The organism is Starkeya nomas (assembly GCF_902703545.1).
GTDB lineage: Bacteria > Pseudomonadota > Alphaproteobacteria > Rhizobiales > Xanthobacteraceae > Ancylobacter > Ancylobacter moscoviensis.
On record NZ_CACSAS010000001.1, the window covers coordinates 1,805,119 to 1,828,008 of the forward strand.

General features: G+C 67.6%; 20 protein-coding genes. 7 read left to right on the forward strand and 13 right to left on the reverse strand.

Going from position 1 to position 22,890, the window contains the following annotated elements; translation table 11 throughout:
* Positions 1-202: 202 nt before the first annotated feature.
* Positions 203-1,774: a DHA2 family efflux MFS transporter permease subunit gene (locus STARVERO_RS08665; RefSeq protein WP_144342395.1), complete on the reverse strand. Its 1,572-nt coding sequence runs from the start codon at positions 1,772-1,774 to the stop codon at positions 203-205.
* Between the two features lie 15 nt (positions 1,775-1,789).
* Positions 1,790-2,962, reverse strand: coding sequence for an HlyD family secretion protein (locus STARVERO_RS08670; RefSeq protein ID WP_159598561.1), 1,173 nt, complete (start codon positions 2,960-2,962; stop codon positions 1,790-1,792).
* A 129-nt stretch (positions 2,963-3,091) separates the two neighbouring features.
* On the opposite strand from STARVERO_RS08670, the gene STARVERO_RS08675 reads away from it, so the two are divergent.
* The gene (locus STARVERO_RS08675; protein ID WP_144342393.1) at positions 3,092-3,745 is read left to right on the forward strand and encodes a TetR/AcrR family transcriptional regulator; all 654 of its coding nucleotides are present in this window, start codon (positions 3,092-3,094) and stop codon (positions 3,743-3,745) included.
* A gap of 30 nt (positions 3,746-3,775) precedes the next feature.
* Here the strand turns inward: STARVERO_RS08675 and STARVERO_RS08680 are convergent, their stop codons facing one another.
* From STARVERO_RS08680 to STARVERO_RS08690, 3 genes are all read right to left on the reverse strand, one after another.
* Complete coding sequence (locus tag STARVERO_RS08680) at positions 3,776-4,993, reverse strand: SAM-dependent methyltransferase (protein ID WP_159598562.1); 1,218 nt, start codon at positions 4,991-4,993, stop codon at positions 3,776-3,778.
* Positions 4,994-5,094: 101 nt separating this feature from the next.
* Positions 5,095-6,477 (reverse strand): malonyl-CoA decarboxylase, encoded by a 1,383-nt coding sequence (locus STARVERO_RS08685; RefSeq protein ID WP_159598563.1) that lies wholly within the window; start codon positions 6,475-6,477, stop codon positions 5,095-5,097.
* Between the two features lie 93 nt (positions 6,478-6,570).
* Positions 6,571-7,911: an Nramp family divalent metal transporter gene (locus STARVERO_RS08690; protein ID WP_159598564.1), complete on the reverse strand. Its 1,341-nt coding sequence runs from the start codon at positions 7,909-7,911 to the stop codon at positions 6,571-6,573.
* A gap of 156 nt (positions 7,912-8,067) precedes the next feature.
* On the opposite strand from STARVERO_RS08690, the gene STARVERO_RS08695 reads away from it, so the two are divergent.
* The 3 genes from STARVERO_RS08695 (at position 8,068) to STARVERO_RS08705 (ending at position 11,466) form a co-directional block, all read left to right on the forward strand.
* A complete protein-coding gene (locus STARVERO_RS08695; protein WP_159598565.1) occupies positions 8,068-8,820 on the forward strand; it encodes a DUF3750 domain-containing protein in 753 nt (250 codons plus the stop codon).
* Between the two features lie 98 nt (positions 8,821-8,918).
* Complete coding sequence (locus STARVERO_RS08700; RefSeq protein ID WP_159598566.1) at positions 8,919-9,740, forward strand: lytic murein transglycosylase; 822 nt, start codon at positions 8,919-8,921, stop codon at positions 9,738-9,740.
* A 109-nt stretch (positions 9,741-9,849) separates the two neighbouring features.
* Positions 9,850-11,466 (forward strand): GMC family oxidoreductase, encoded by a 1,617-nt coding sequence (locus STARVERO_RS08705; protein ID WP_159598567.1) that lies wholly within the window; start codon positions 9,850-9,852, stop codon positions 11,464-11,466.
* A gap of 36 nt (positions 11,467-11,502) precedes the next feature.
* On the opposite strand, the gene mepA is transcribed toward STARVERO_RS08705, so the two are convergent.
* Positions 11,503-12,399 (reverse strand): penicillin-insensitive murein endopeptidase, encoded by an 897-nt coding sequence (gene mepA, locus STARVERO_RS08710; protein ID WP_159598568.1) that lies wholly within the window; start codon positions 12,397-12,399, stop codon positions 11,503-11,505.
* 22 nt (positions 12,400-12,421) lie between these two features.
* Positions 12,422-13,450: a L,D-transpeptidase gene (locus tag STARVERO_RS08715; RefSeq protein WP_159598569.1), complete on the reverse strand. Its 1,029-nt coding sequence runs from the start codon at positions 13,448-13,450 to the stop codon at positions 12,422-12,424.
* Positions 13,451-13,671: 221 nt separating this feature from the next.
* Between STARVERO_RS08715 and STARVERO_RS08720 the strand changes: the two genes are divergently transcribed.
* Positions 13,672-14,055, forward strand: coding sequence for a PRC-barrel domain-containing protein (locus STARVERO_RS08720; RefSeq protein ID WP_144342384.1), 384 nt, complete (start codon positions 13,672-13,674; stop codon positions 14,053-14,055).
* A gap of 78 nt (positions 14,056-14,133) precedes the next feature.
* Here the strand turns inward: STARVERO_RS08720 and STARVERO_RS08725 are convergent, their stop codons facing one another.
* Both STARVERO_RS08725 and lepA read right to left on the reverse strand, forming a co-directional pair.
* Positions 14,134-14,331, reverse strand: a complete 198-nt coding sequence (locus STARVERO_RS08725) for a YegP family protein (RefSeq protein WP_144342383.1) — start codon at positions 14,329-14,331, stop codon at positions 14,134-14,136.
* A gap of 119 nt (positions 14,332-14,450) precedes the next feature.
* Positions 14,451-16,256 (reverse strand): translation elongation factor 4, encoded by a 1,806-nt coding sequence (gene lepA, locus STARVERO_RS08730; RefSeq protein ID WP_144342382.1) that lies wholly within the window; start codon positions 16,254-16,256, stop codon positions 14,451-14,453.
* Between the two features lie 113 nt (positions 16,257-16,369).
* Between lepA and STARVERO_RS08735 the strand changes: the two genes are divergently transcribed.
* Complete coding sequence (locus tag STARVERO_RS08735; RefSeq protein ID WP_159598570.1) at positions 16,370-17,005, forward strand: MBL fold metallo-hydrolase; 636 nt, start codon at positions 16,370-16,372, stop codon at positions 17,003-17,005.
* Positions 17,006-17,113: 108 nt separating this feature from the next.
* A complete protein-coding gene (locus STARVERO_RS08740) occupies positions 17,114-17,950 on the forward strand; it encodes an MBL fold metallo-hydrolase (protein WP_159598571.1) in 837 nt (278 codons plus the stop codon).
* A gap of 12 nt (positions 17,951-17,962) precedes the next feature.
* Here the strand turns inward: STARVERO_RS08740 and STARVERO_RS08745 are convergent, their stop codons facing one another.
* The 4 genes from STARVERO_RS08745 to STARVERO_RS08760 are packed head-to-tail and all read right to left on the reverse strand — an operon-like array spanning position 17,963 to position 22,827.
* Entirely contained in the window at positions 17,963-19,258 is a 1,296-nt protein-coding gene (locus STARVERO_RS08745; protein WP_159598572.1) for an amidohydrolase family protein, read from the reverse strand.
* A gap of 13 nt (positions 19,259-19,271) precedes the next feature.
* Entirely contained in the window at positions 19,272-20,216 is a 945-nt protein-coding gene (locus STARVERO_RS08750) for an ABC transporter permease (protein WP_144342378.1), read from the reverse strand.
* Positions 20,216-21,283, reverse strand: a complete 1,068-nt coding sequence (locus STARVERO_RS08755) for an ABC transporter permease (RefSeq protein WP_159598573.1) — start codon at positions 21,281-21,283, stop codon at positions 20,216-20,218. The genes STARVERO_RS08750 and STARVERO_RS08755 overlap by 1 nt, the downstream gene beginning before the upstream one ends.
* Positions 21,280-22,827, reverse strand: a complete 1,548-nt coding sequence (locus tag STARVERO_RS08760) for an ABC transporter ATP-binding protein (RefSeq protein WP_159598574.1) — start codon at positions 22,825-22,827, stop codon at positions 21,280-21,282. The genes STARVERO_RS08755 and STARVERO_RS08760 overlap by 4 nt, the downstream gene beginning before the upstream one ends.
* Positions 22,828-22,890 lie beyond the last annotated feature (63 nt).

Below are 22,890 nucleotides of genomic sequence, written 5' to 3' on the forward strand. Positions count from 1 at the left end.
TAAGAAGAAGGAGACCGGACGCAAGGAGAGCCTTCCCGGGAATCCGCAGGGCGGCCGGGTTCGCGGAATAGCGGCGGACGGACGCAGGCGTCACGGCTCGGCTCTCGCGAGGTTGCTCTAACTTTCCGCTGTTTAGCCGACCGACGGCCCGACGGCAAGCATGACGATCGGCGAGGACCGTGCCCCACTCCCCGCCGCGGGCTCAGTGCCCGCCGCCGGCACCCTTGTTGACCGGGCGGCGCAGCAAGGGCGAGGCGAAGAGCAGCGCCACGAAGAGAACAGTCAGCACCAGAAAGACGTCGGAGAAGGCCATCACCTCGGCCTGGATGCGCACCTGCCCCGCCATCTTCTTCAGCGCCGCCGCGTCGGCATCGGAGCCGAGCATCGAAAGCGAGCGCGTCATCGCGTCGAGCCGTTCGACCGCGACCGCGCTCGCCCACTGCACGTTCTCGTGCAGGCGCGCCAGATGGAGGTCCCAGCGGTCGTTCAGCACCGTGTTGATCAACGCGAGACCGACCGCGCCGCCGAGATTGCGCATGAGGTTGAACAGGCCGGAGGCGTTCTTGAGCTGGGCCGGCGGCAGCGTGCCGAGCGAGATGTTGTTGATCGGGATCATGGCCATCATGATCCCCACCCCGCGCAGGATCTGCGGCCAGAGCAGCTCCCAGAAATCCCAGTCCTTGGTGAGGCCCGTGACCTGCCACGTGCCCAGCGCGAAGGCGCCGAAGCCGAAGGCGATCATCACGCGCGGATCGACCTTCCCCATCAGCCGCCCGGCGATGGGGGCGCAGAGGAACATGGCGAGACCGGACACGAACATCGTCTCGCCGATCATCAGTGCCGAATAGCCGCGCACCCGGGCGAGGTAGAGCGGGTAGAGATAGGTCAGCCCGTAGAGGCCGATGCCGACCACGAAGCTGAAGGCCGAGCCGACGGAGAAATTCCGGTTGGCGAAAGCGCGGAGGTCCACGACCGGCTCGCGCGCCATGAGCACCCGCGCGAAGAAGGCGACCGCCGAGACGGTGCCGACAATGGCGAAGAAGGAGATCGCCTCGTCCTCGAACCAGTCATTCGTCGGCCCCTCCTCCAGCACGAATTCGAGGCTGCCAAGGAAGCCTGCCATGAACAGCAGGCCCCACCAGTCGAAACGGTCGAGCAGGGCAAGGTCGGGCTCGTCGAAGTCGACCAGCGTTGCCGTGGCGATGATGACGAAGATGCCCGGCACGATGTTCACCAGGAACAGCCAGTGCCAGGAGAACAGGTCCGTGAGATAGCCGCCGATGGTCGGGCCGATGGTCGGCGCGAGCGTCGCCACGAGACCGATGAGCGGAGCGACGATCGGCTGCTTCTCGCGCGGGAAGATGGAATAGGCCGCCGCGAAGACGGTCGGGATCATGCCACCGCCGAGGAAGCCCTGCAGGGCACGGTAGACAATCATTTGGTTGATCGACGTCGCCGTCGCGCACATGAAGCTCATGAGCGTGAAGCCGGCCGCCGAAGCGACGAACAGCCACCGCGTCGACAGCGCCCGCGACAGGAATCCCGAAAGCGGGATCATCACCACCTCGGCGATGAGGTAGCTGGTCTGCACCCAGGAGATCTCGTCCGAACTGGCGGCAAGGCCGGCCTGGATCTCGGCGAGCGAAGCCGAGACGATCTGGATGTCCAGGATTGCCATGAACATGCCGAACACCATGCACAGGAAGGCGAACATGCGCCGCCCCTCGGTGGAGGCGGCGCGCGGCGCGGTTCCCATGGTGGCGGTGTCGGACATGGCGGACGCCCTTCGTCAGCCGCCGGTGCGGGTATCGACGGTGGCGATCACCGACATGCCGGGACGCAGCTCCGCCCTGTCGCGGGCTTCCTCATCGAGCTCGATTCGCACGGGCACGCGCTGGACGATCTTGGTGAAGTTGCCGGTGGCGTTCTCCGGCGGCAGCAGGCTGAACACCGAGCCGGACGCCGGCGCGACGCTGGTCACGCGGCCGTGGAACTCCTCGTCGGGATAGGCGTCCACCTCGACATTCACCGCCTGGCCGGGCCGCAGCTTGCCGAGCTGCGTCTCCTTGAAGTTGGCGTCGACATAGACCCTCGTGATCGGCACCAGCGCCACCAGCCGCGTGCCCGGCTGGACGAGCTGGCCAACCTGCACGGCGCGATTGCCGACGATGCCGTCGAACGGCGCCTTCACCACGGTGAAGTCGAGATCGCGCTGCGACTGGTCGCGCGCGGTGCGGTATTCCTCCAGCAGGCGCGCCGCCTCGGTACGCTGGGCTTCCAGCACCGAGACATTGGCTTCGGCCGAAGCGACAGCCGCCTTGGCGGCATCCACGGCCGCCTGCGCCTTGTCCCGGTCGGCCCGGGCATTGTCGAGAGTCGCCTTGCTGGAGAATTGCGACTTCACCAGCTCGGACTGGCGGTCGAACTCGCGCTGGGCGCGGTCGAGCTCCGCCTCGTCGGACACACGCTGCGCCTTCGCCTGATCGACGCTGGCCCGCGCCGCCTCGATCTGCTGGCCATAGCGATCGATCGTCGCCTGCTGGGTGGCGATCTTCCCGTCGGCCGCGCGCAGGGCGAGTGCGTAGTCGCCATCATCGATGCGGGCGATGACGTCTCCGGCCCTGACCGGCTGGTTGGTCTCCACGTCGACGCTGACGATATGCCCGCTCACCTTGGCGGCGAGCACGGACGTGTCGGCGCCGACATAGGCGTCGTCGGTGGAGACGAGGAAGCGTCCTACCCTCCACCAGTCGAGGCCGTAATAGCCGCCTCCTGCCACAGCCACCGCGAGGATGGCTCCGAACAGGAAGCCGCGGCGCCGGGGCTTGGCGGGCGCCGGCGCATCCACAGGGTCCGCCGGAGCCTCCGCGCCAGACCGGCGCACGGTGATCGGCACCGGCTCATTGCCGCGCGGGCGCTCGGTTTCGGCGCCTTCCTGCCTCTTCGCTTCGGCTCGAGCCATAATCTAACCTTCCGCAACGGAAACTAAACCGTTCAGTTCGATTTGGTCTTTACATATCAAACTAAACAGTTTAGTCAATACCTTTGACAAAGACGGCCGGAGAGCCCTAAGCAGGGTCCGGAGGACAGCATGAGCAGCATCGATACGGAGATCGTCGGCACCCCACCCCGCACCGAGGCGGAATCCGCCAAGCGCCGGGACATCATCGACGGCGCGCGCCGCGTCTTCTTCGACAAGGGCTTCGACGGCGCCAGCATGGACGAAGTGGCCAAGACGGCCGGCGTGTCCAAGGCGACGATCTACGTCTATTTCAGCAGCAAGGAAGAGCTCTTCGAGGCGCTCGTGCGCAATGACCGCGCCCGCTCGGCCGAGCACCTGTTCGAGGTGGACGACTCCATCGAGGACGTCGGGAGCCTGCTGCGGCGCATCGGCCTGTCCTTCATGACGATGATGATCCAGCCCGACCACATCCGCCTGATCCGCATGGTGATCGGCATCGCGGAGAAATTTCCGCGCATCGGCCAGATCTTCTACGACGCCGGCCCCTGCCATGGCGGGCGTCGCCTCGCCGACCTGCTGCGCCAGCAGGCGGACCTTGGACGGCTGAAGCTCGACGACGATCTGGCGGCCGCCTACCTGTTTCTCAACATGTGCCAGGGCCCGCATGTGAAGGGCCTGCTGTTCGGCGACAAGGCCAAGCCGACGCAGGAGCAGATCGAGGAAACCGTCGACCTCGCCGTGCGCGTCTTCCTCGCCACCTACGGCGCGCGCCCCAACGCCTGAACGGCGCAGGCGGGCAAGGGCTAGGGCCGATCAGCGCGCGGCCAGCGCGCGCTCTTCGTCGACGATGAAGTCGCGGATCACCGGCACGTCGTCGCGCTCGTTCGAGAGCAAAAGCTGGTAGACCATGTTCGAGCCGTGCAGGAAGCCGAGCTCGACGGCGGCGAGATAGAACTCCCACATCCGCGCGAAGCGCTCGCCCATCATCGCCACCACTTCCGGCCGCTTCGCCTCGAAATTCAGCCGCCAGTGGCGGATGGTCCAGTAATAGTGCAGCCGCAGGATCTCGCAGTCACCGGTCCACAGGCCGACGCGCTCCAGCGAAGCGAACACCTCCGACATGGCCGGCACGTAGCCGCCGGGGAAGATGTACTTGCGGATGAAGGGGCCCGTCGTGCCGGGCGGCGACATGCGCCCGATAGCATGGATCATCGCAAAGCCGCCGGGCGCCAGCAGCCGCTTGATGGTGTTGAAGTAGTCGTCGAAATGATTGACGCCGACATGCTCCATCATGCCGACGGAGACGACGCGGTCGAAGGTACCGGTGAGCTCGCGATAGTCGCGTTCGAAGAAGGTGATGCGATCGGCGACGCCCGCGGCCTGGGCGCGCTTCCGGGATTCCGCCAGTTGCTCGGTCGCGACGTTGATCGCCGTGACCTCGACGCCGAGCTTCGCGAGATAGATGGCGAGCGCGCCCCAGCCCGAGCCGATCTCGGCGACCCGCATGCCCGGCTCCAGCTTCAGCTTGGCCGCGATGTGACGCAGCTTGGCCTCCTGCGCCTCCTCCAGCGAGGCATCGGGAGTCGGAAAATAGGCGCAGGAATAGATCATTCGCGAGTCCAGCCACAGGGCGTAGAACTCGGGCGGATGATCGTAATGGCTCTGGGCGTTCGTTGCGGCGCGCCCGAGCGGGTTGGACTGGTGCCAGCGCTTCAGCGCCCGCCAGCCGCGGCGCAGCGCCTGCTGCACCGGGTGCGAGGCGAGGCCCCGGCGGTTGATCGAGAAGAGATAGAGGAAATCGTAGACGGTCGAGCCGTCCTCGAAGGTCAGCCGGCCATCCATATAGGCCTCGGCCGCCACCAGCTCGGGATTGAGGAACAGCTCGCGGTCGAGCTTGTCGTCATGGAGGCGCATGACGACTTCCGGGCCGTCCTCGCCGCTGCCGAAATAGACGCGCGAGCCGCTCGGCTCGATGACGACGAGCCGGCCCTTGTGGACGAAGCGCTTCAGCAGATGGGGAAGAAAACGCATCAAACGCTCCGCTCGTCCAGCCGGGATACCTACCGGGCATCGGCCACAAGCCCGGCCGCCCTGTCAAGCGCGCGGCGTCCCACCCGACCGGATCGCGACCGCTAGCCGGTCGCCTCCCGCACGGCGGGCAGCTTCTGCTGGCTGTCCGCGCGCAGCATCTTGCGCACCTGCGGCGCGGCGACGATGGTGCCGCGGTCGAAGAACGCCTCGTGGTTCTTCTCGATGTCTTCCAGCACGTAGCGGTAGTTCACCATCAGCCCGGCCGCCTGCTTCATGCCGCGCGGCGAGAGGTCGCCGAAGGCGTTGATGCGCTCCAGCCGCGCGCCATTGCCGAGATGAAAGCGCGCCACCGGATCGAGCGGCTTGCCCTTGGGGCTGCGGGCGACGAGGAAGTAATAGGCCGCGAGCGCCTCGACGACGGGGCGCAGAGCGGCGCGGGCCCCCTCCTCCGGCACGCCCGTCCGGCCCAGCGCCTCCAGAGCGGCGCGATCCTCCGCCGTGACGGCGAGGGAGGCCGAGTTGGCGAGTTCTCCATCGAGCCAGGCGCGGAAGCCGGGCACGGGCGAGAGCGTCACGAAGGTGCGCAGGGCGGGAAACTCGCGGGAGATCTCCTCCACCACCTGCTTGATGAGGAAATTGCCGAAGCTGACGCCGCCGAGACCCTTCTGGCAGTTCGAGATGGAGTAGAACACCGCCACCTTCGCCGTCTTTGGATCGAGCGGGGTTCGCTTCGTCTCGAGGATCGGCGCGATGGCGTCGGGCACCTCACGGGTCAGCGCCACTTCCACGAAAATCAGCGGCTCGTCGACCAGGGCCGGGTGGAAGAAGGCGTAGCAGCGCCGGTCCGGGCTGTCGACGCGGGCACGCAGGTCGTTCCAGTCGCTGATCTCGTGCACCGCCTCGTAGCGGATGATCTTTTCAAGCACGTTGGCGGGCGTCGACCAGTCGATCCGGCGCAGCACGAGGAACCCCCGATTGAACCAGGAAGCAAGGAGATGGGTAAAGTCGCGGTCGACCTCGGCGAGATCGGGGCGGCGCGTGAGGCTGTCGAGCAGATCGGCCCGCATCGCCACCAGCAGGCCGGTGGCGCCGGGGGCGAGGTTGAGGCGGCGGATCAACTCCTGGCGGCGCGGCTCGCTGGCGGCGTGCAGCTCGGCCACCGTGCGCGCGCCCGGGGACGCCGCGTGGGCGGCGATGGCCCTGTCCAGACGGAGAGAATCCGGCCCGAAGGCGACGGCCAGCGTCTCGAAGAAGGCCACGCGCTCGCCGGTCTTGAGGCCGCGATAGGCAACGAGGATCTCCTGCGCCAGTGCAACGCCGGACGCCTCCCCCTGGCCCGACAGCAGCCGTTCGCACAGCTCCGCGACATGCGCGGCGCGCACCGCCCCGGCGGGCCGACGTTCGCGCCCGAGGTCGAGCAGGGCACGGCCGCGCTCGGCTATGGTGCCGAGCAGATCGCCGAAGAAGCTGGTTCCGCTGTCCATGGTCGCCCCTCATCCTGCCGCGCCCGGGATGAATGAGACCCCGAGCGGATGAAGCGTGCAAGACGGACGATGGTCTGCTGCTCGCGCCGGCGGTCAAGCGCCGGTGATGAAATCGAAGATCAGCTTCACGTTGAGCGAGATGATCAGCGCGGCGGCAAGTACGGCGAGCACGGTCTGCCAGATCGGCGCGACGAAGGTGCCCATCTTGCGCTTGTCGGCCGTGAACATGATCAGCGGCACAATGGCAAAGGGCAATTGCAGGCTGAGGATGACCTGGCTGAAGATCAGCAGCGAGCCGGCGCCGCGCTCGCCATAGGCGATGGTCACCGCCGCCGCCGGCACGATGGCGATGGCGCGGGTGATCAGCCGGCGCAGCCACGGCGCGAGGCGGATGTTGAGGAAGCCCTCCATCACCGCCTGACCCGCGATCGTCGCCGTCACCGTCGAATTGATGCCGCAGCACAAAAGCGCGATGGCGAACAAAGTCGGCGCCATGGCGCTGCCGAGCAGCGGGTTGAGCAGCTCGTGCGCCTTGCCAAGGTCAGCGACCTCGCCGGTGCCGCCGGCATGGAAGGTCGAGGCGGCGAGGATGAGGATCGAGGCATTGATGGTGAGGGCGAACATCAGCGCCAGCGTCGAATCCCACGTCGCCAGCCTGATCGCCTCGCGCTTGCCCTGCGTGGTGCCATCGTGCCGGCGGGTCTGCACGATGGCGGAGTGCAGGTAGAGATTGTGCGGCATCACGGTGGCGCCGAGGATGCCCAGCGCGAGATAGAGCATGTCGGGATTGCTGACGATCTCGGTGGTCGGTGCGAAGCCGCGGATCACGGCGCCCCAGTCGGGGTCGGCCAACGCGATCTGGATGCCGAAGCAGGCGGCGATGACCGCCAGCAGGGCGACGACCAGCGCCTCGACGAAGCGGAAGCCGAGATTCTGCAGCCACAGGATGAGGAACACGTCGAGCGCGGTGACGACGACGCCGATCTCCAGCGGAATGCCGAAGAGCAGGTTGAGGCCGATGGCGGTGCCGATAACCTCGGCAAGGTCGGTGGCGCAGATCGCCGCCTCGGCCAGCAACCAGAGAACAAATCCGACGGGGCGCGGAAAGGCGTCGCGGCAGGCCTGGGCGAGATCGCGGCCGGAGGCCACGCCCAGCCGCGAGCACAGCGCCTGCAAGAGGATCGCGATCATGTTCGACAGCAGCGCCACGACCAGAAGGCCGTAGCCGAAGCGCGAACCACCCGCGAGCGAGGTCGCCCAGTTGCCGGGGTCCATATAGCCCGTGGCGACCAGATAGCCCGGCCCCATGAAGGCGAAGAACCGCCAAATGCCCGACTTCTTCGGCACGGCGATGCTGCCATGCACCTCCGAAAGCGAGGGATCTCCACGCTCCCGGCGCCATCCCGCACTTTCCGCCTGCAACTTGTCGAGCATTATGGGTATCCGCTATTGCGAATGAGTTGCAATATAAATGGCGCACCGCACAACGACTGTCAACGGAGCGCGAAGCCGCGGCAAGCGGCGGACACATTTTCGCGTGCGAGCTCGCAAAGCCTTGTGCGAAGTCGATTTCCGCGCACATTCGGGCGAATGCTGCGCGCCGTCCGTCTTACCCGCCTCGCCCTTCTGGGCTTCGTCCTGCTCTTCGCCCTGCCGCTCGGCGCACATGCGCTCGTGCAGTGGCAGCAGGTCGACTGGACGCACAACTGGCGCAATGCCGACTGGTCGAGCACCGGCACGCTGCCCCTCGCCGCCGAGCACAGGCCGGCCATGGTGCGCATCTACGCCGCCCGCGTCGGCCGCTGGCGCAGCATCTTCGCGGTTCATAGCTGGATCGTGTTCAAGGAAGCTGGCGCCGACGCCTATGAGCGCTACGACAAGGTCGGCTGGGGTCGGCCGATCCGCCACAACGGCTACCCGGCCGACGGGCGCTGGTACGGCAACGCACCGGAAGTGGTGTTCGAGGCGACGGGCGAGGAAGCGGAACGGCTCATCCCGAAGCTGCAGGCGGCCATCGCCTCCTACCCCTACGCCGAGGCCGGCGACTACGACGTCTGGCCGGGGCCAAACTCCAACAGCTTCGTCGCCTATGTGCTCTCCCGGGTGCCGGAGATGGCGGTCGCCCTCCCCCCGACCGCCATCGGCAAGGATTATCCGGTGAACGGCGAGTGGATCGGCCTCGCCCCTTCCCGCACCGGCGTGCGCATCACGCTGGACGGTTATGCCGGGCTGACGCTGGCCTGGGTAGAAGGGGTCGAGATCAACATCCTCGGCGCGATCGCCGGGCTCGATCTGCGGCACCCCGGCATCAAGCTTCCGGGCTTCGGGCGCATCGGCCTCTGAAAAAGGGGCCTTGAAAGAAGATTGACGTCGTCCGGATACCAGCCATTCATGTCCATGAACCATGCTGGGGCAAAGCTGGCCTTAACGGGGGATTGGCGATGATCGGACGCATCTTCAGGCATCTGCGGCGCGGCGGGCTCGCCCTCGCCCTTCTGGCGCCCTTCGCGGCGGCACCGGCGCTGGCGGCACCCTGCGGCGATACCGGCGCGGGCTTCGATGCCTGGCTGCGCGATTTCCGACAGGCGGCGGCCGCGCAGGGCATCTCGCCCGGCGCGCTGCGGGCGCTGGACGGGCTGAGCTACGACACCAGGGTGATCAGCCTCGACCGCAACCAGAAGCACTTCAAGCAGAGCTTCGAGCAATTCGTCGCCAACCGCGTCGGCGCGGGTCGCATTTCCAAGGGCAAGGCGATGCTGCGCCAGCACGCCGCCCTGCTCGCGCGCATCGAGCAGCGATTCGGCGTGCCCGGGCCGATCCTCATCGCCATCTGGGGCATGGAAACCGATTTCGGCGTGAACCAGGGCAAGATGCCGGTGTTCCGCTCGCTGGCAACGCTGGCCTATGACTGCCGCCGCTCCGGCTTCTTCACCGGCCAGCTTCTGGACGCGCTGCGCATCGTCCAGCGCGGCGATCTCTCGGTGGGCGAAATGCGCGGCGCCTGGGCCGGCGAACTCGGCCAGACCCAGTTCATGCCGACCTCCTATGTGCGCTTCGCCGTCGACTTCGATGGCAACGGCCATGCCGACCTGATCCGCAGCGTGCCGGACGTGCTCGCCTCCACCGCCAACTACCTGCGCGGCTATGGCTGGAGCGGCCGCTCCTGGGAGAACGGCGCGAACATGGGTGCGCTGCGCGGATGGAACAAAGCCGAGGTCTATGCCCGCAGCATCGCCTATTTCGCCACCAAGCTGACGCAGTAAGGCGCGCCGCTTACCGGGCTTTGCGAACAGCCCGTGTGCGCGCTTTCGCATTGCCCGGCGTCGACCGACCCGGCAGGTTGCGCTCCAAACCGCAAGGAGGAGCCACGCCATGCCGAACGATGCCGAGACCTATGACTATATCGTCGTGGGAGCCGGTTCGGCGGGCTGCGTGCTGGCCAACCGGCTTTCCGCCGACCCGAGGAACCGCGTGCTGGTTCTGGAAGCCGGCGGGCGCGACAACTGGATCTGGTTCCACATCCCGGTCGGCTACCTCTTCGCCATCGGCAATCCGCGCGCCGACTGGTGCTACAAGACCGAGGCCGAGGCGGGGCTGAACGGGCGGGCGCTCAACTACCCGCGCGGCAAGACCATCGGCGGCTCCTCGGCCATCAACGCCATGATCTACATGCGCGGACAGGCGGCCGATTACGACCACTGGCGCCAGCTCGGCCTTTCCGGCTGGGGCTGGGACGACGTGCTGCCGGTCTTCAAGAGCCATGAGGATCATTATCTCGGCGCCGCCGAGTTCCACGGCGGCGGCGGCGAATGGCGGGTCGAGGCGCCGCGCCTCACCTGGAAGCTGCTCGACACGGTTCGGGACGCGGCGCGGCAGGCCGGCATCCCGTCAATCCCGGATTTCAACACCGGCGACAATGAGGGCTCGTCCTATTTCCAGGTGAACCAGAAGCGGGGCTTCCGCTGGAGCGCCGCGCGCGGCTTTCTGAAACCGGTGCTGTCCCGCCCCAACCTGAAGCTGGAAACCGGCTGCCGCACCGAGCGGGTGCTGATCGAGAACGGGCGTGCGGTCGGCGTCGCCTACCGGCAGGACGGCCTCACCCGCGTCGCCCGCGCGCGGGGCGAGGTGGTGCTCGCCGCCGGGGCCATCAACTCCCCTCACCTGCTGAAGCTCTCCGGCATCGGACCCGGCGCGGAACTGGCGCAGCACGGAATTCCGGTGGTGCTGGACAAGCCGGGCGTCGGCGCCAACCTGCAGGACCACCTGCAGCTGCGGATGATCTACAAGGTCTCCGGTGTGCCCACGCTGAACGAGCAGTATCACTCGCTGTTCGGGCGGGCGAAGATGGGGCTCGACTTCGCCCTGTTCCAGCGCGGGCCGCTGACCATGGCTCCCTCACAACTCGGCATCTTCACCTGCTCACGCGCGGAGAAGGAGCGCGCGGACCTCGAATTCCACGTCCAGCCGCTCTCGCTCGGCAAGTTCAGCGAGCCGCTGCACAAATTCCCCGCCTTCACCATGAGCGTGTGCAACCTGCGCCCGACGAGCCGTGGCAGCCTCACGCTGGCGAGCGCGGACAGCGCGGCCGCCCCGCGCATCCAGCCCAACTACCTGTCCACCGAGGAGGATCGGCGTGTGGCTGCCGACAGCATCCGCGTCGGCCGCCGCATCGTCGCCCAGCCGGCGCTGGCCCCCTTCGCGCCCGACGAGTTCCTGCCCGGCGCGGGCATCGACGACAGCGAGGAAGCGCTGGCGCGCGCGGCGGGTGACATCGGTACCACCATCTTCCATCCCGTGGGCACGGCGAAGATGGGCATTTCCTCCGATCCAGCGGCGGTGGTGGATGAGCGGCTGCGGGTGTTCGGGATTGCCGGGCTGCGCGTGGCGGACGCCTCGATCATGCCGACCATCGTCTCCGGCAATACCAACTCACCGACCATCATGATCGCCGAGAAGGCGGCCGGGATGATCCTCGCCGACGCGCGCTGAGGCATCGGCGAAGGGTGGGCGACGCGTGGCGCCCGCTCACGGCGCCAGCACGACCTGCTTGCAAGCTTCCGGCAGCTCCTTCACCAGCATCGGCGGCTTGGGCTTGGGCGGTTCCTTCGGCGGTTTGGGATGCAGATTCGCATCGGAGAACCACCAGTCGAGCTCGCTACCACAGCCCTCGCCCGGCACGACCGGATCCTGCGCCCGGCAGTCCGGGCTGCCGGCGGGGCACGAGATGCGCACATGCATGTGGTAGTCATGCCCCCAATAGGGCCGCACCTTCTGTAGCCAGGAACGGTCGCCCGTCGCGTCGCGGCACAGCGCCTTCTTGATGGCGGCGTTGACCAGCACGCGCTCCACCTCGGCATCCTGCGCCGCCGTCTTGATGACGGCGACCAGCGACGGCGTCCACACCTTGCTGTCGACGTCGAGCCGGTCTGGTCGCACGATCATGGTGGCGGAGACCTTCTCGCGCTCGTCGCGGGAGAATTCGCGCGTCGGCATCGGGGTGAGCCAGATGTCGGCATCGAGGCCGATCTGGTGCGAGGCGTGGCCGGTCAGCATCGGACCGCCGCGCGGCTGCGCCATGTCACCGACCAGGATGCCCGGCCATTTCGAGATACCTGGCACCTTGGCCGAGAAACGCTCGAGGAAGGCGACAAGGTTCGGGTGGCCCCAGTTGCGGTTGCGCGACAGGCGCATGGCCTGCCACGTCTTGCCGTTGACGGGCAGCGCCTCGGCGCCGGCCAGGCAGCCCTTCGAATAGAAGCCGATGGCACGTGCCTCGAACGGGGCGGCATCCCGCGCCGCGCCGAAGACCTGCTTGGCCGGCTTGTTGTCGATGTTCGCCGCGCGGTCCTGCTGGGCCGAGGCGGCGCCAGCGGCGAGGAGCCCCAGCCCCACCAGAGCCGCCCGCACGATGTGCCTTCCCATCTCTGATTTCATGAGCGCGCCCTCAGCTCACGACCTGCGAGAGGATGACGAAGTTCTTCGGCGAGCGCGTGTCGGGCGTCGCGGAAAGCTCGGTGACGAACAGCGTCGAGCCCGGCACCAGCAGCTTGGCGAGCTGCTGGTTGGCCGCCGGCGCCACGGTGATGCGGTCGATGGCACTGGCCGACTTGCCGCCGGTGGCGCCGTTGCCCTCGAAGGACAGGGCCGTCCACGACACTTCGCCGCCAACATTCTTCAGCACGTAGACCACGTTGCCGAGCGGGGTGTGCGGATCGCGAATGGTGACCGGCGAGGTGAAGACGACGGCGCCGTCCTTGATCACGGTGAGCTGCTTGTCCGCCCCGCTGATGATCATCGCCACCGCATCCTGCATCGGATCGGGTGCCGCGGCCGTGTCCGGTGTGCCGTTCGGGTTCTTCGGATCATCCTTGCGGATCGCCGCGGTGGCATCCGCCGGCAGGACGAGGCCGGGATGGAGCACGTCGACCGGCTGGGAATGCGAGTCGGCGATGATCACCGGTGTCCCGTAATGGGTGATGCCGAACAGCAGCTTGGCGAAGGCGAGCGGCAGGTGCACGCAGCCATGCGAGGACGGGTAGCCGGGCAGCCCGCCCGCGTGCAGCGCCACGCCGGACCAGGTGAGGCGCTCGGTGAAGGGCATCGACGCGCCGTCATAGATAGAGGAATGGTGCGTCGCATCCTTCTGCAGGATCGTGAACACGCCCACCGGCGTCGAGAAGCCCGCCTTGCCGGTCGAGCAGGTGGAAACGCCGACGCGCACGCCGTTGCGGTAGACGTAACAGCGCTGGTCGGGCAGCGACACGATAACGGCGACGAACCCCTCCGGCGCCCGTTCGGGATACCAGACATACTGGCCGGGCTTCAGCTCATCGACGGCGGTGACGTCGGCGTCCTGCGCCGCCACTGGCCAACCGCCCAGCACGAATGCCGTCGCGGCACCGGCAAGCCGCAGCACGTTGCGGCGGTCCGTGGCGAAAGGCTTCGCGTCGCGCGCTCCGGGCTTGCCGTTCATCACTTGATTCTCCCTCGATCGTCGACGCGACGATATCGGCGCGAGACCTCGCACGCCACCCGCCGCGTCCCGACCTGTAAAGCCGCCTGCCGGGCGCTGCGCCAGCATGTTTCGGCGCCGCTTTGCCCGAAGAGCGACAATAGAGACGACCGTTTTGGGGAACCTCGTCCGTAACGCCGCGTTTCTCCACCGAACAGTGTGAGTAGAGAGGGACGGACACGATGCAGAGCACTCAGCACAATCTCGAAGCGCGCGAGACGCGAACCCTGATCGGCAGCGACAAGGTGGAAGGCACCGCCGTCTACCGCCCGAACGGCGACCGCATCGGCGCCATCGAGCGGGTGATGATCGACAAGCTGAGCGGGCAGACCGCCTATGCGGTCATGAGCTTCGGCGGCTTTCTGGGCTTCGGCGGGGACTACTACCCACTGCCCTGGTCGCTGCTGAAATATGATGAGGGACTCGATGGCTACGTCGTCGACATCACCGACGAACAGCTCCAGGGTGCACCGCGGCACGCCAGCGCCGACGAAAGCGCCTGGAAGGATCCCGAGTGGGATCGCAAGGTCAATGAATACTACCATGTGCCGCCCTACATGCTCTGACGAGCCGTAGCGGACAGCACCAAAGGCCGGGCGCAAGCCCGGCCTGTTCACCTGAGAAAAAACCTGCCCCGGCCGGGATCAGGCCTTCTTTTCGTCCTTCGGCAGCTCGACGACGTTCGCTTCCGGAACGTTCTTCTTCAGCGACTCGATGGAGCTCAGGGCCGACGACTTCGCCTTGTAGCTCTCGGACGAGAACATGATCTCGCCGTTCGAGGCACGGAAGCGGAAGCGGAACCCGCCAGCCTTGTCCTCGTAGACTTCGAACTTGTACGACATGCGATTTGCCTCCCGTCGCGCCCTGCGACTGGCCCGATGGGAGCACAATTACCGCTGATTCGGAAGGCCCGGCTACCACCGGGCGCCGGAAGCGGCACAGATGCCCGAGGTACGCGGCCTCAGTCGTCGACCTTCAGCGCGGCGATGAAGGCCTCCTGGGGAATCTCCACCTTGCCGAACTGGCGCATCTTCTTCTTGCCTTCCTTCTGCTTCTCCAGAAGCTTGCGCTTGCGGGTGATGTCGCCGCCATAGCACTTGGCGGTCACGTCCTTGCGCAGCGCGCGGATGGTCTCGCGAGCGATGATCTTGGCGCCGATGGCCGCCTGGATCGGGATCTGGAACAGATGCTGCGGGATCAGGTCCTTCAGCTTCTCGCACATGGCGCGGCCGCGATATTCGGCGCGGGTGCGGTGCACCAGCATGGACAGTGCGTCGACCGGCTCGGCGTTGACCAGGATCGACATCTTCACGAGGTCGCCGGGGCGATACTCGGTGATCTGGTAGTCGAACGAGGCATAGCCCTTCGAGATCGACTTCAGCCGATCATAGAAGTCGAACACTACCTCGTTCAGCGGCAGGTCATAGGTGACCATGGCGCGCGAGCCGACATAGGTGAGCTCGATCTGGTTGCCGCGCCGGTCCTGACAGAGCTTGAGCACCGCACCGAGATATTCGTCCGGCGTCAGGATGGTGGCACGGATCCACGGCTCGCGGATTTCCTTGATCTTCACCACGTCCGGCATATCGGCTGGGTTGTGCAGCTCAAGCACCGTGCCGTCGTTCATCTCGATCTCGTAGATCACCGACGGGGCGGTGGCGATGAGGTCGAGATTGAACTCGCGCTCCAGCCGCTCCTGGATGATCTCGAGGTGCAGCAGCCCGAGGAAGCCGCAGCGGAAACCGAAGCCGAGCGCCGCCGACGTCTCCATCTCGAAGGAGAAGGAGGCATCGTTGAGGCGCAGCTTGCCCATCGCGGCGCGCAGATCCTCGAAGTCGGCGGCATCGACCGGGAACAGGCCGCAGAACACCACCGGCTGCGCCGGCTTGAAGCCCGGCAGCGCCGCCGAGGTCGGGCGCTTTTCCTCGGTGATGGTATCGCCGACGCGGGTGTCCGCGACTTCCTTGATCGAGCCGGTGAGGAAGCCGATCTCGCCCGGCCCCAGCTCGGTCATCGCCACCATCTTCGGCGTGAACACGCCGACGCGGTCGATGTCGTAAACGGCACCCGAGCCCATCATCTTGATGCGCTGGCCCTTCTTCAGCACGCCGTCGACGATGCGCACGAGCACGACGACGCCGAGATAGACGTCGTACCAGCTGTCGACCAACAGCGCCTTCAGCGGCGCCTCGCGGTCTCCCTTGGGCGGCGGCAGGCGGGTGACGATCGCTTCCAGCACGTCGGGGATGCCGAGGCCGGTCTTGGCGGAGATGAGCACCGCGTCGGAGGCGTCGAGGCCGATCACGTCCTCGATCTGCGCCTTCACCTTGTCCGGCTCGGCGGCCGGCAGGTCCACCTTGTTGAGGACCGGGACGATCTCGTGGTTGTTGTCGATGGCCTGGTAGACGTTCGCCAGCGTCTGCGCCTCGACACCCTGCGAGGCGTCCACGACCAGCAGCGAGCCCTCGACGGCGGCGAGCGAGCGGTTCACCTCATAGGCGAAGTCGACATGGCCGGGCGTGTCGATGAGGTTGAGGACGTAATCCCTGCCGTCCTTCGCCTTGTAGGACAGCCGCACGGTCTGCGCCTTGATGGTGATGCCGCGCTCGCGCTCGATATCCATGTTGTCGAGCACCTGCTCGGACATCTCACGCTCCGACAGCCCGCCCGTGATCTGGATCAGGCGGTCGGCGAGGGTCGACTTCCCGTGGTCGATGTGGGCGACGATGGAGAAGTTGCGGATGTTGTCGATGGGCTCGGTGCTCATGGGGCGCGGGATAGCATTGGCGCCAAGGCACTACAAGGAGGAGACCCCTCTCCGCTCCTTGCGCGCGGGCATGCAATCGACCACATTCCGCCCGCCATTCCCGAGGAACCGTCATGCCCGAACTGAAGGTCGCCGTCGTACCCGTCACGCCGTTCCAGCAGAACTGCTCGATCGTCTGGGACGAAACCACCAAGCGGGGTGCGGTGATCGATCCGGGCGGCGACCTGCCGCGCATCCTCGCGGCGCTGGAGGAACTGGAGGTCAACGCGGAGAAGATCGTGCTGACCCACGGCCATATCGACCACGCCGCCGGCGCTGCGGAACTGGCGGAAACGCTGAAGATTCCGGTCGAAGGGCCGCATGAGGGCGACAAGTTCCTGCTCGACAACCTCCCCGCCGATGGCGTGCGCACCGGCATCCCCGGCCGCGCCGTGACGCCCGGCCGCTGGCTGGACGAGGGCGACACGGTCGATATCGGCGGCGTGCCGTTCGAGGTGCTGCACGTGCCCGGACACACGCCGGGCCATATCGTCCTGGTGAACTGTGACAATCGACTGGCCATCGTCGGCGATACGCTGTTCCAGCGTTCCGTCGGCCGCACGGATTTTCCCTATGGTGATGGCCCGCTTCTGATCCGGGGCATCAAGGAGAAGATCCTGCCGCTCGGGGACGCCTTCACCGTCCTGCCCGGGCACGGCAACGCCACGAACATCGCCCTGGAGAAGCGGACCAACCCCTTCCTGCGTTGACAGGCGACGGCGCGGGCAGCGGCGCGGGGTAGCGCGCCACGAAACTGTTACTCGCACGGTATCGCCGCACAGCCGATGATGACGGGAATCCCTAGCCGGAGTCCCGTCATGACGCGTGTCGCGACCGTGTGCCTCCTCGCCCTGGCGTCTCTTGCCGCCTGCCTTGCCGCATCCGCGCCCGCCCGCGCCCAGCAGGCCGAGCGCTGCCCCAAGCTCGTCGCCAGCAGCCCGTTCCTCCAGCCCCTCGGGCCGCGGGCCCTGCCCGCCGCCTATCTGGAGCCGCGGCAGGTCAGCCTCGCCTATATCGGCCACTCCACCTTCCTGATCGAGACGGCGGGGGGCGTTACCGTGACGACCGACTACAACGACTATGTGCGCCCCGACGTCGTGCCGCGCGTCGCCACGATGAACCGCGCCCACTCGACGCATTACTCGCTCAACCCCGATCCGGGGATCGAATATGTGCTGAAGGGCTGGCGCGAGGATCGCGACCCCGTGCGCTACGACCTGGAGGTCGGTGACCTCTGGATCGGCAACCTGCCGACCAACATCCGCGACATGCAAGGCGGCACGATCCGCAACGGCAATTCGATCTTCATCTTCCGCGCGGCGGACATCTGCATCGCCCATCTCGGCCATCTGCACCATACGCTGACGGTGGACGACCTCGCCGTTCTCGGCCGCATCGACGTGGTGCTGGCGCCGGTCGACGGCAGCTACACGCTGGACGTCGACGGCATGATCGAGGTGCTGAAGGCGCTGGAGGCGCCGGTGGTGATCCCGATGCACTATTTCAACGAGAGCACGCTCAACCGCTTCCTCGACCGCCTCGCCGGCAGCCAGTACGCGGTCGAGCGGCGGGAGAGCCCGCAGGTCGTGTTCTCGCGCGAGACGCTGCCCGCCAAGCCGACGGTGATCGTGCTGCCGGCGAGCCGCTACCAGTAGCCGGCAACCCGATCAGTTCGCGGACGGCGGCGCGTAGGCGGCCGGGTCCACCAGCGCCGGGCGCCCCGGCAGGTCGAGCGCGGAGACGCGCGGCGTCCCCTCGGCGATGACACGCCCGCGGCGCACCACGAACAGCCGTGCCGCCTTCAGTCGGATCGCCTCGATGGGGTCGGCCGCCTGGAGCACGACGAAATCGGCGTTGCAGCCGGGGGCGACGCCATAGCCTTCCAGCCCCATGATGCGGGCGGGATTGGTCGTTACCGCCTCGAAGCACCACGCCATCGCCTCGCGCGAGGTCATCTGGCCGACATGCAGCGCCATGTGCGCGACCTCCAGCATGTCGCCGGAACCGAGCGAGTACCACGGGTCCATCACGCAGTCGTGCCCGAAGGCGACGTTCACGCCGGCGGTGCGCAGCTCCGGCACGCGGGTCTGGCCGCGGCGCTTGGGATAGGTGTCGTGCCGGCCCTGCAGCGTGATGTTGATCAGCGGGTTGGCGATGGCGTGCACGCCCGCCTCGGCGATCAGCGGGATCAGCTTCGAGACGTAGTAGTTGTCCATGGAATGCATGGACGTGAGGTGAGAGCCGGCCACGCGGCCCTGCAGGCCCAGCCGCTGCGTCTCATAGGCCAGCGCCTCGATATGGCGCGAGAGTGGGTCGTCGGTCTCGTCGCAATGGATGTCGACGCGCAGGCCGCGCGCGGCGGCGATCTCGCACAGCGTCTTCAGCGAGGCGGCGCCGTCCGCCATGGTGCGCTCGAAATGCGGGATGCCGCCGACGACGTCGACGCCCATGTCGAGCGCACGCTCCAGATTTCGCGCCGCCGAGGGCGAGCGATAATAGCCGTCCTGCGGGAAGGCGACGAGTTGAAGGTCGATGTAGTCCTTCACCTTTTCACGCACGTCGAGCAGCGCTTCCACGGCAAGCAGCCGGTCGTCGCACACATCGACATGCGAGCGGATGGCGAGCAGGCCCTGGCTGACGGCGAGGTCGCAATAGCGCAGCGCCCGCTCGATCACCGCCTCATGCGTCAGCAGCGGCTTCAGCTCGCCCCACAGCGCGATGCCTTCGAGCAGAGTGCCGGAGGTGTTGAGTCGCGGCAGGCCGAGCGAAAGCGTCGCATCCATGTGGAAATGCACGTCGACGAAGGGCGGCGAGACCAGTCGCCCGCCGGCATCGATCACCTGCCCCGCCTCGGCCTCGATGCCGGGCTCGATCGCGACGATGCGGCCATCCGCGCAGGCGATGTCGACGGCCGACCGCCCGTCGGGCAGGCGGGCGTTCTTCACAAGCAGGTCGAAACTCATCGTGGATCCAGACTCACCGTTGGCCCTTGAAGTAGGGCTTCATCAGAGCGCGGGGATAGTCGGCCCGGCGGGCGACCAGCACAAGCGCCGCGATGGAGACGATATAGGGCAGCATCAGGAAGATCTGGCTCGGCACGACGCCGCCGGCGATGGTCTGGATGCGCAGCTGGTAGGCATCGAGCGCCCCGAACAGAAGCGCGCCGAGCAGCGCCTTGCCCGGCCGCCAGGAAGCAAAGACGGTGAGCGCGATGCAGACCCAGCCGCGCCCGTTGATCATGCCGAAATAGAAGGCGTTGAAGGCCGAGAGCGTGAGAAACGCCCCGCCCAGCGCCATCAGCGCCGATCCCGCCATCACCGCGCCGATGCGCAGCGCGACGACGGACAGGCCCTGCGCCTCCACCGCCTCGGGATTGTCGCCCACCGCCCGCAGCGCGAGCCCCAGCGGGGTGCGGGCCAGCACCACCGCGACGACGCCGACGCACAGGAAGGCGAAGACGGTGAAGGCCGTCTGCTGGCCGAGGATCGGGCCGATGAACGGCAAATCGCCGAGGAGCGGCAGGTCGAGCGGCGCGAAGGGCTCGATGCGGGGCGGCGTCGCCACATTCGGGAAGGCGACGCGATAGCCGAAATAGGCGACCGACGTGGCAAGCAGCGTCACCCCGATGCCGGTGACGTGCTGCGACAGGCCCAGCGGCACCGTGAGCACGCCATGGATCAGCCCGAACAGCGCGCCGGTGAATGCCGCCACCGCGACGCCGCCCCAGAGCGGCAGGCCCAGATAGACGGCGAGCCAGCCGGACATGGCACCGGCGACGAAGATGCCTTCGATCCCGAGGTTGAGCACGCCGGCCCGCTCGCAGAGCAGCGCGCCGAGCACGCCGAAAATCAGCGGCGTGGCGATGCGCAGGGTGGCGGCCCAGAAATTCGCCTGGGTGAAGATGTCGAGGGCTTCCAGCATCAGGCGGGCTCCCGGCGGACGAAGACAATGCGGAAACGGGCCAGCAGGCCGCCCACCAGCACGCTGAGGAGAGAGAAAGCCACCACGAGATCGGCCAGGTAGTTCGATACGCCGATGGCCCGGCTCATCGAATCCGCCCCGACGAAGACGCCGGCGATGAAGATGGCCGAGGGAACGACGCCGAGCGGCGAGAGATTGGCGAGCGTCGCCACCACGATGCCCGCATAGCCGAAGCCGGGCGACAGGTCGGCGGTGAGATAGCCCTTGAGCCCGGCCACCTCGCTCGCCCCGGCGAGGCCCGCGAGACCACCCGAGAGGATGCCGACCAGCGCCATCGCCTTGCCGACCGGCAGCCCGGCATAGCGGGCGGCGCGGGCATTCTCGCCGACCGCGCGGATGCGGAAGCCCCATACGGTGCGCGAGATGAAGACGTGCAGCAGCACGGCGGCGACGACCGCCAGCACGAGTCCCCAGTGAAGGCGTAGCCCCGTCACCAGCTTCGGCAACGTCGCCTCGTCCAGCACGGGAGCCGACTGCGGCCAGCCCAGCGCCATCTCGTCCTTGACCGGCCCTTCCAGCATCATTTGCACGAAAAGCAGGACGATGAAGTTCATTAGCAAGGTGACGACCACCTCGTCGGCGCCGAAGCGGGTTTTGAACAGCACCGGCACCAGCAGCAACGCCGCGCCGGCTGCCGCCGCACCGAGGAGCACCAGCGGCACCAGCACATAGGAGGGCGCCTCGACCAGCCCCGCGCCGAGCACCACGGTGGCGAGCGCCCCGGCATAGAGCTGGCCCTCGGCGCCGATGTTCCAGAGCTTCGCCCGGAAGGCGACGGCGGCGGCGAGGCCGGTGAAAATGAGCGGCGTGGCGCGCGTCAGCGTCTCCGCCAGCGCGAAGCCGTCGCCGGCCGCGCCCCGCGCCATCAGCGCGAAGGCGGTGAACACCGGCGCGCCGGACAGCGCCAGCGGGATGGCGGTGAGCAGCAGTGCCACGAGGCCCGCGCCGACCGACACGGCAACGGTGAGCCAGACCGGCGTGCGCTCGCGGGGAACGAAGCGGATCATGCAGCCTCCCCGGCGGTATGGCCCGCCATCATCAGGCCGACGGTGCGGACATCCAGGCTGGCGGCCTCCATGGCCGGCGAGAGATGGCCGGCATGGACCACGGCGATGCGGTCGGACAGCGCGAACAATTCGTCGAGATCCTCGGAAATGAGCAGTATGGCGGCTCCGCGCGCCCGGGCGGCGATGAGGCGTCGGTGGACATCGGTCGTTGCGCCGATGTCGAGCCCGCGCGTGGGCTGGTGCGCAAGGACGAGCCTCGGCTCGCCCTCCAGCGCCCGGGCCAGCACCACCTTCTGCATGTTGCCGCCGGAGAGCGCGCGGATCGCGGCATCCGGACCGGGGCAGCGCACGTCATAGGCGCGGATCATCTCTGTGGCGCGGGCCCGGATATCGCTACGGCGAATGAAGCCGCCGCACTGGTTCTCGGGATCGCCGATGCTCTCCAGCACGTAGTTCTCGGCCACCGAGAGGGCACCGATGGTGCCGTCACGATGCCGGTCCTCTGGAATGCGGCCGACATGGGCCGCGACCCGCCCGGCGGGATCGGCCGATGTGAGCCGCTGCCCGTCGAGGGTCACCTCGCCGGCGCGGGCGGCCGCGAGGCCGGCGACGAGCCCGGCAAGCGCCCCCTGCCCGTTGCCGGAGACGCCGGCGATGCCGACGATCTCGCCGGCGCACACGTCGAGGCTGGCATTCTCCAGACGGTCGCGCTGGCCGGGATTGCCGGTGCTGACCTCCTTCAGGCTCAGCACCGGCGCGCCGGGCGTGGAGGGCGGACGCTCGCGCTGGGGAATGGCACGGCCGACCATCAGTTCAGCCAGCGTGGCACGGTCCGCGCCGGCGGTCGGCCGGTCTGCCACCTTGGCACCGCCGCGCAGCACCGCCACGCGCTCGCACAGGGCCAGCACCTCGTGCAGCTTGTGGCTGATGAAGATGACGGCGAGCCCCTTCGCGGCCAGCTTGCGCACCGTCGCCACGAGACCGTCCGCCTCCTGCGGGGTCAGAACGGCGGTCGGCTCGTCGAGGATCAGCACGCGCACGTCGCGGTAGAGCGCCTTGAGGATCTCGATGCGCTGCTGCTCGCCGACCGACAGGCGTGCCACCGGCACGTCGAGATCGACGGCGAGGCCGCTCTCGGCGACCAGCCGCGCGATCTTGGCCCGTGCCTCGCGGCGCCCCAACCCGAAACTCCACAGAGACTGCGTGCCCAGCACGATGTTCTCGAAGCCGGTAAGGTTCTCGGCGAGGGCGAAGTGCTGGTGCACCATGCCGATGCCCGCCGCCAGCGCCATCTCGGCGGACCCGCCCGGCAGCGGCGCGAGCCGGCCGGCCTCATCAGCGATGTGAATGGCGCCCTCATCGGCCACGTAATGACCGAACAGGATGCTCATCAGCGTGGTCTTGCCGGCACCGTTCTCGCCGAGCAGAGCCACGATCTCGCCGGCCCGTATGTCGAGGTCGATATGGTCGTTCGCCGTCAGCGGCCCGAAGCGCTTGGTGATGCCGGACAGCGAGAGGACAAGGGGACGTGGATCAGGGTGCATGGAGGGGATCCATATGAACAGACCGCCATGGCCGGGTTTCTCCCGGCCATCCACGTCCTCATC

Coding starts and splice junctions, on each gene's coding strand:
- mepA (WP_159598568.1), bottom strand. CDS start 12,399: ATGGGAAGGCACATCGTGCGGGCGGCTCTGGTGGGGCTGGGGCTCCTC.
- STARVERO_RS08665 (WP_144342395.1), bottom strand. CDS start 1,774: ATGTCCGACACCGCCACCATGGGAACCGCGCCGCGCGCCGCCTCCACC.
- STARVERO_RS08695 (WP_159598565.1), top strand. CDS start 8,068: ATGCTGCGCGCCGTCCGTCTTACCCGCCTCGCCCTTCTGGGCTTCGTC.
- STARVERO_RS08720 (WP_144342384.1), top strand. CDS start 13,672: ATGCAGAGCACTCAGCACAATCTCGAAGCGCGCGAGACGCGAACCCTG.
- STARVERO_RS08715 (WP_159598569.1), bottom strand. CDS start 13,450: ATGAACGGCAAGCCCGGAGCGCGCGACGCGAAGCCTTTCGCCACGGAC.
- STARVERO_RS08750 (WP_144342378.1), bottom strand. CDS start 20,216: ATGCTGGAAGCCCTCGACATCTTCACCCAGGCGAATTTCTGGGCCGCC.
- STARVERO_RS08700 (WP_159598566.1), top strand. CDS start 8,919: ATGATCGGACGCATCTTCAGGCATCTGCGGCGCGGCGGGCTCGCCCTC.
- STARVERO_RS08725 (WP_144342383.1), bottom strand. CDS start 14,331: ATGTCGTACAAGTTCGAAGTCTACGAGGACAAGGCTGGCGGGTTCCGC.
- STARVERO_RS08755 (WP_159598573.1), bottom strand. CDS start 21,283: ATGATCCGCTTCGTTCCCCGCGAGCGCACGCCGGTCTGGCTCACCGTT.
- STARVERO_RS08670 (WP_159598561.1), bottom strand. CDS start 2,962: ATGGCTCGAGCCGAAGCGAAGAGGCAGGAAGGCGCCGAAACCGAGCGC.
- STARVERO_RS08705 (WP_159598567.1), top strand. CDS start 9,850: ATGCCGAACGATGCCGAGACCTATGACTATATCGTCGTGGGAGCCGGT.
- STARVERO_RS08685 (WP_159598563.1), bottom strand. CDS start 6,477: ATGGACAGCGGAACCAGCTTCTTCGGCGATCTGCTCGGCACCATAGCC.
- STARVERO_RS08745 (WP_159598572.1), bottom strand. CDS start 19,258: ATGAGTTTCGACCTGCTTGTGAAGAACGCCCGCCTGCCCGACGGGCGG.
- STARVERO_RS08760 (WP_159598574.1), bottom strand. CDS start 22,827: ATGCACCCTGATCCACGTCCCCTTGTCCTCTCGCTGTCCGGCATCACC.
- STARVERO_RS08740 (WP_159598571.1), top strand. CDS start 17,114: ATGACGCGTGTCGCGACCGTGTGCCTCCTCGCCCTGGCGTCTCTTGCC.
- STARVERO_RS08735 (WP_159598570.1), top strand. CDS start 16,370: ATGCCCGAACTGAAGGTCGCCGTCGTACCCGTCACGCCGTTCCAGCAG.
- STARVERO_RS08680 (WP_159598562.1), bottom strand. CDS start 4,993: ATGCGTTTTCTTCCCCATCTGCTGAAGCGCTTCGTCCACAAGGGCCGG.
- STARVERO_RS08675 (WP_144342393.1), top strand. CDS start 3,092: ATGAGCAGCATCGATACGGAGATCGTCGGCACCCCACCCCGCACCGAG.
- STARVERO_RS08690 (WP_159598564.1), bottom strand. CDS start 7,911: ATGCTCGACAAGTTGCAGGCGGAAAGTGCGGGATGGCGCCGGGAGCGT.
- lepA (WP_144342382.1), bottom strand. CDS start 16,256: ATGAGCACCGAGCCCATCGACAACATCCGCAACTTCTCCATCGTCGCC.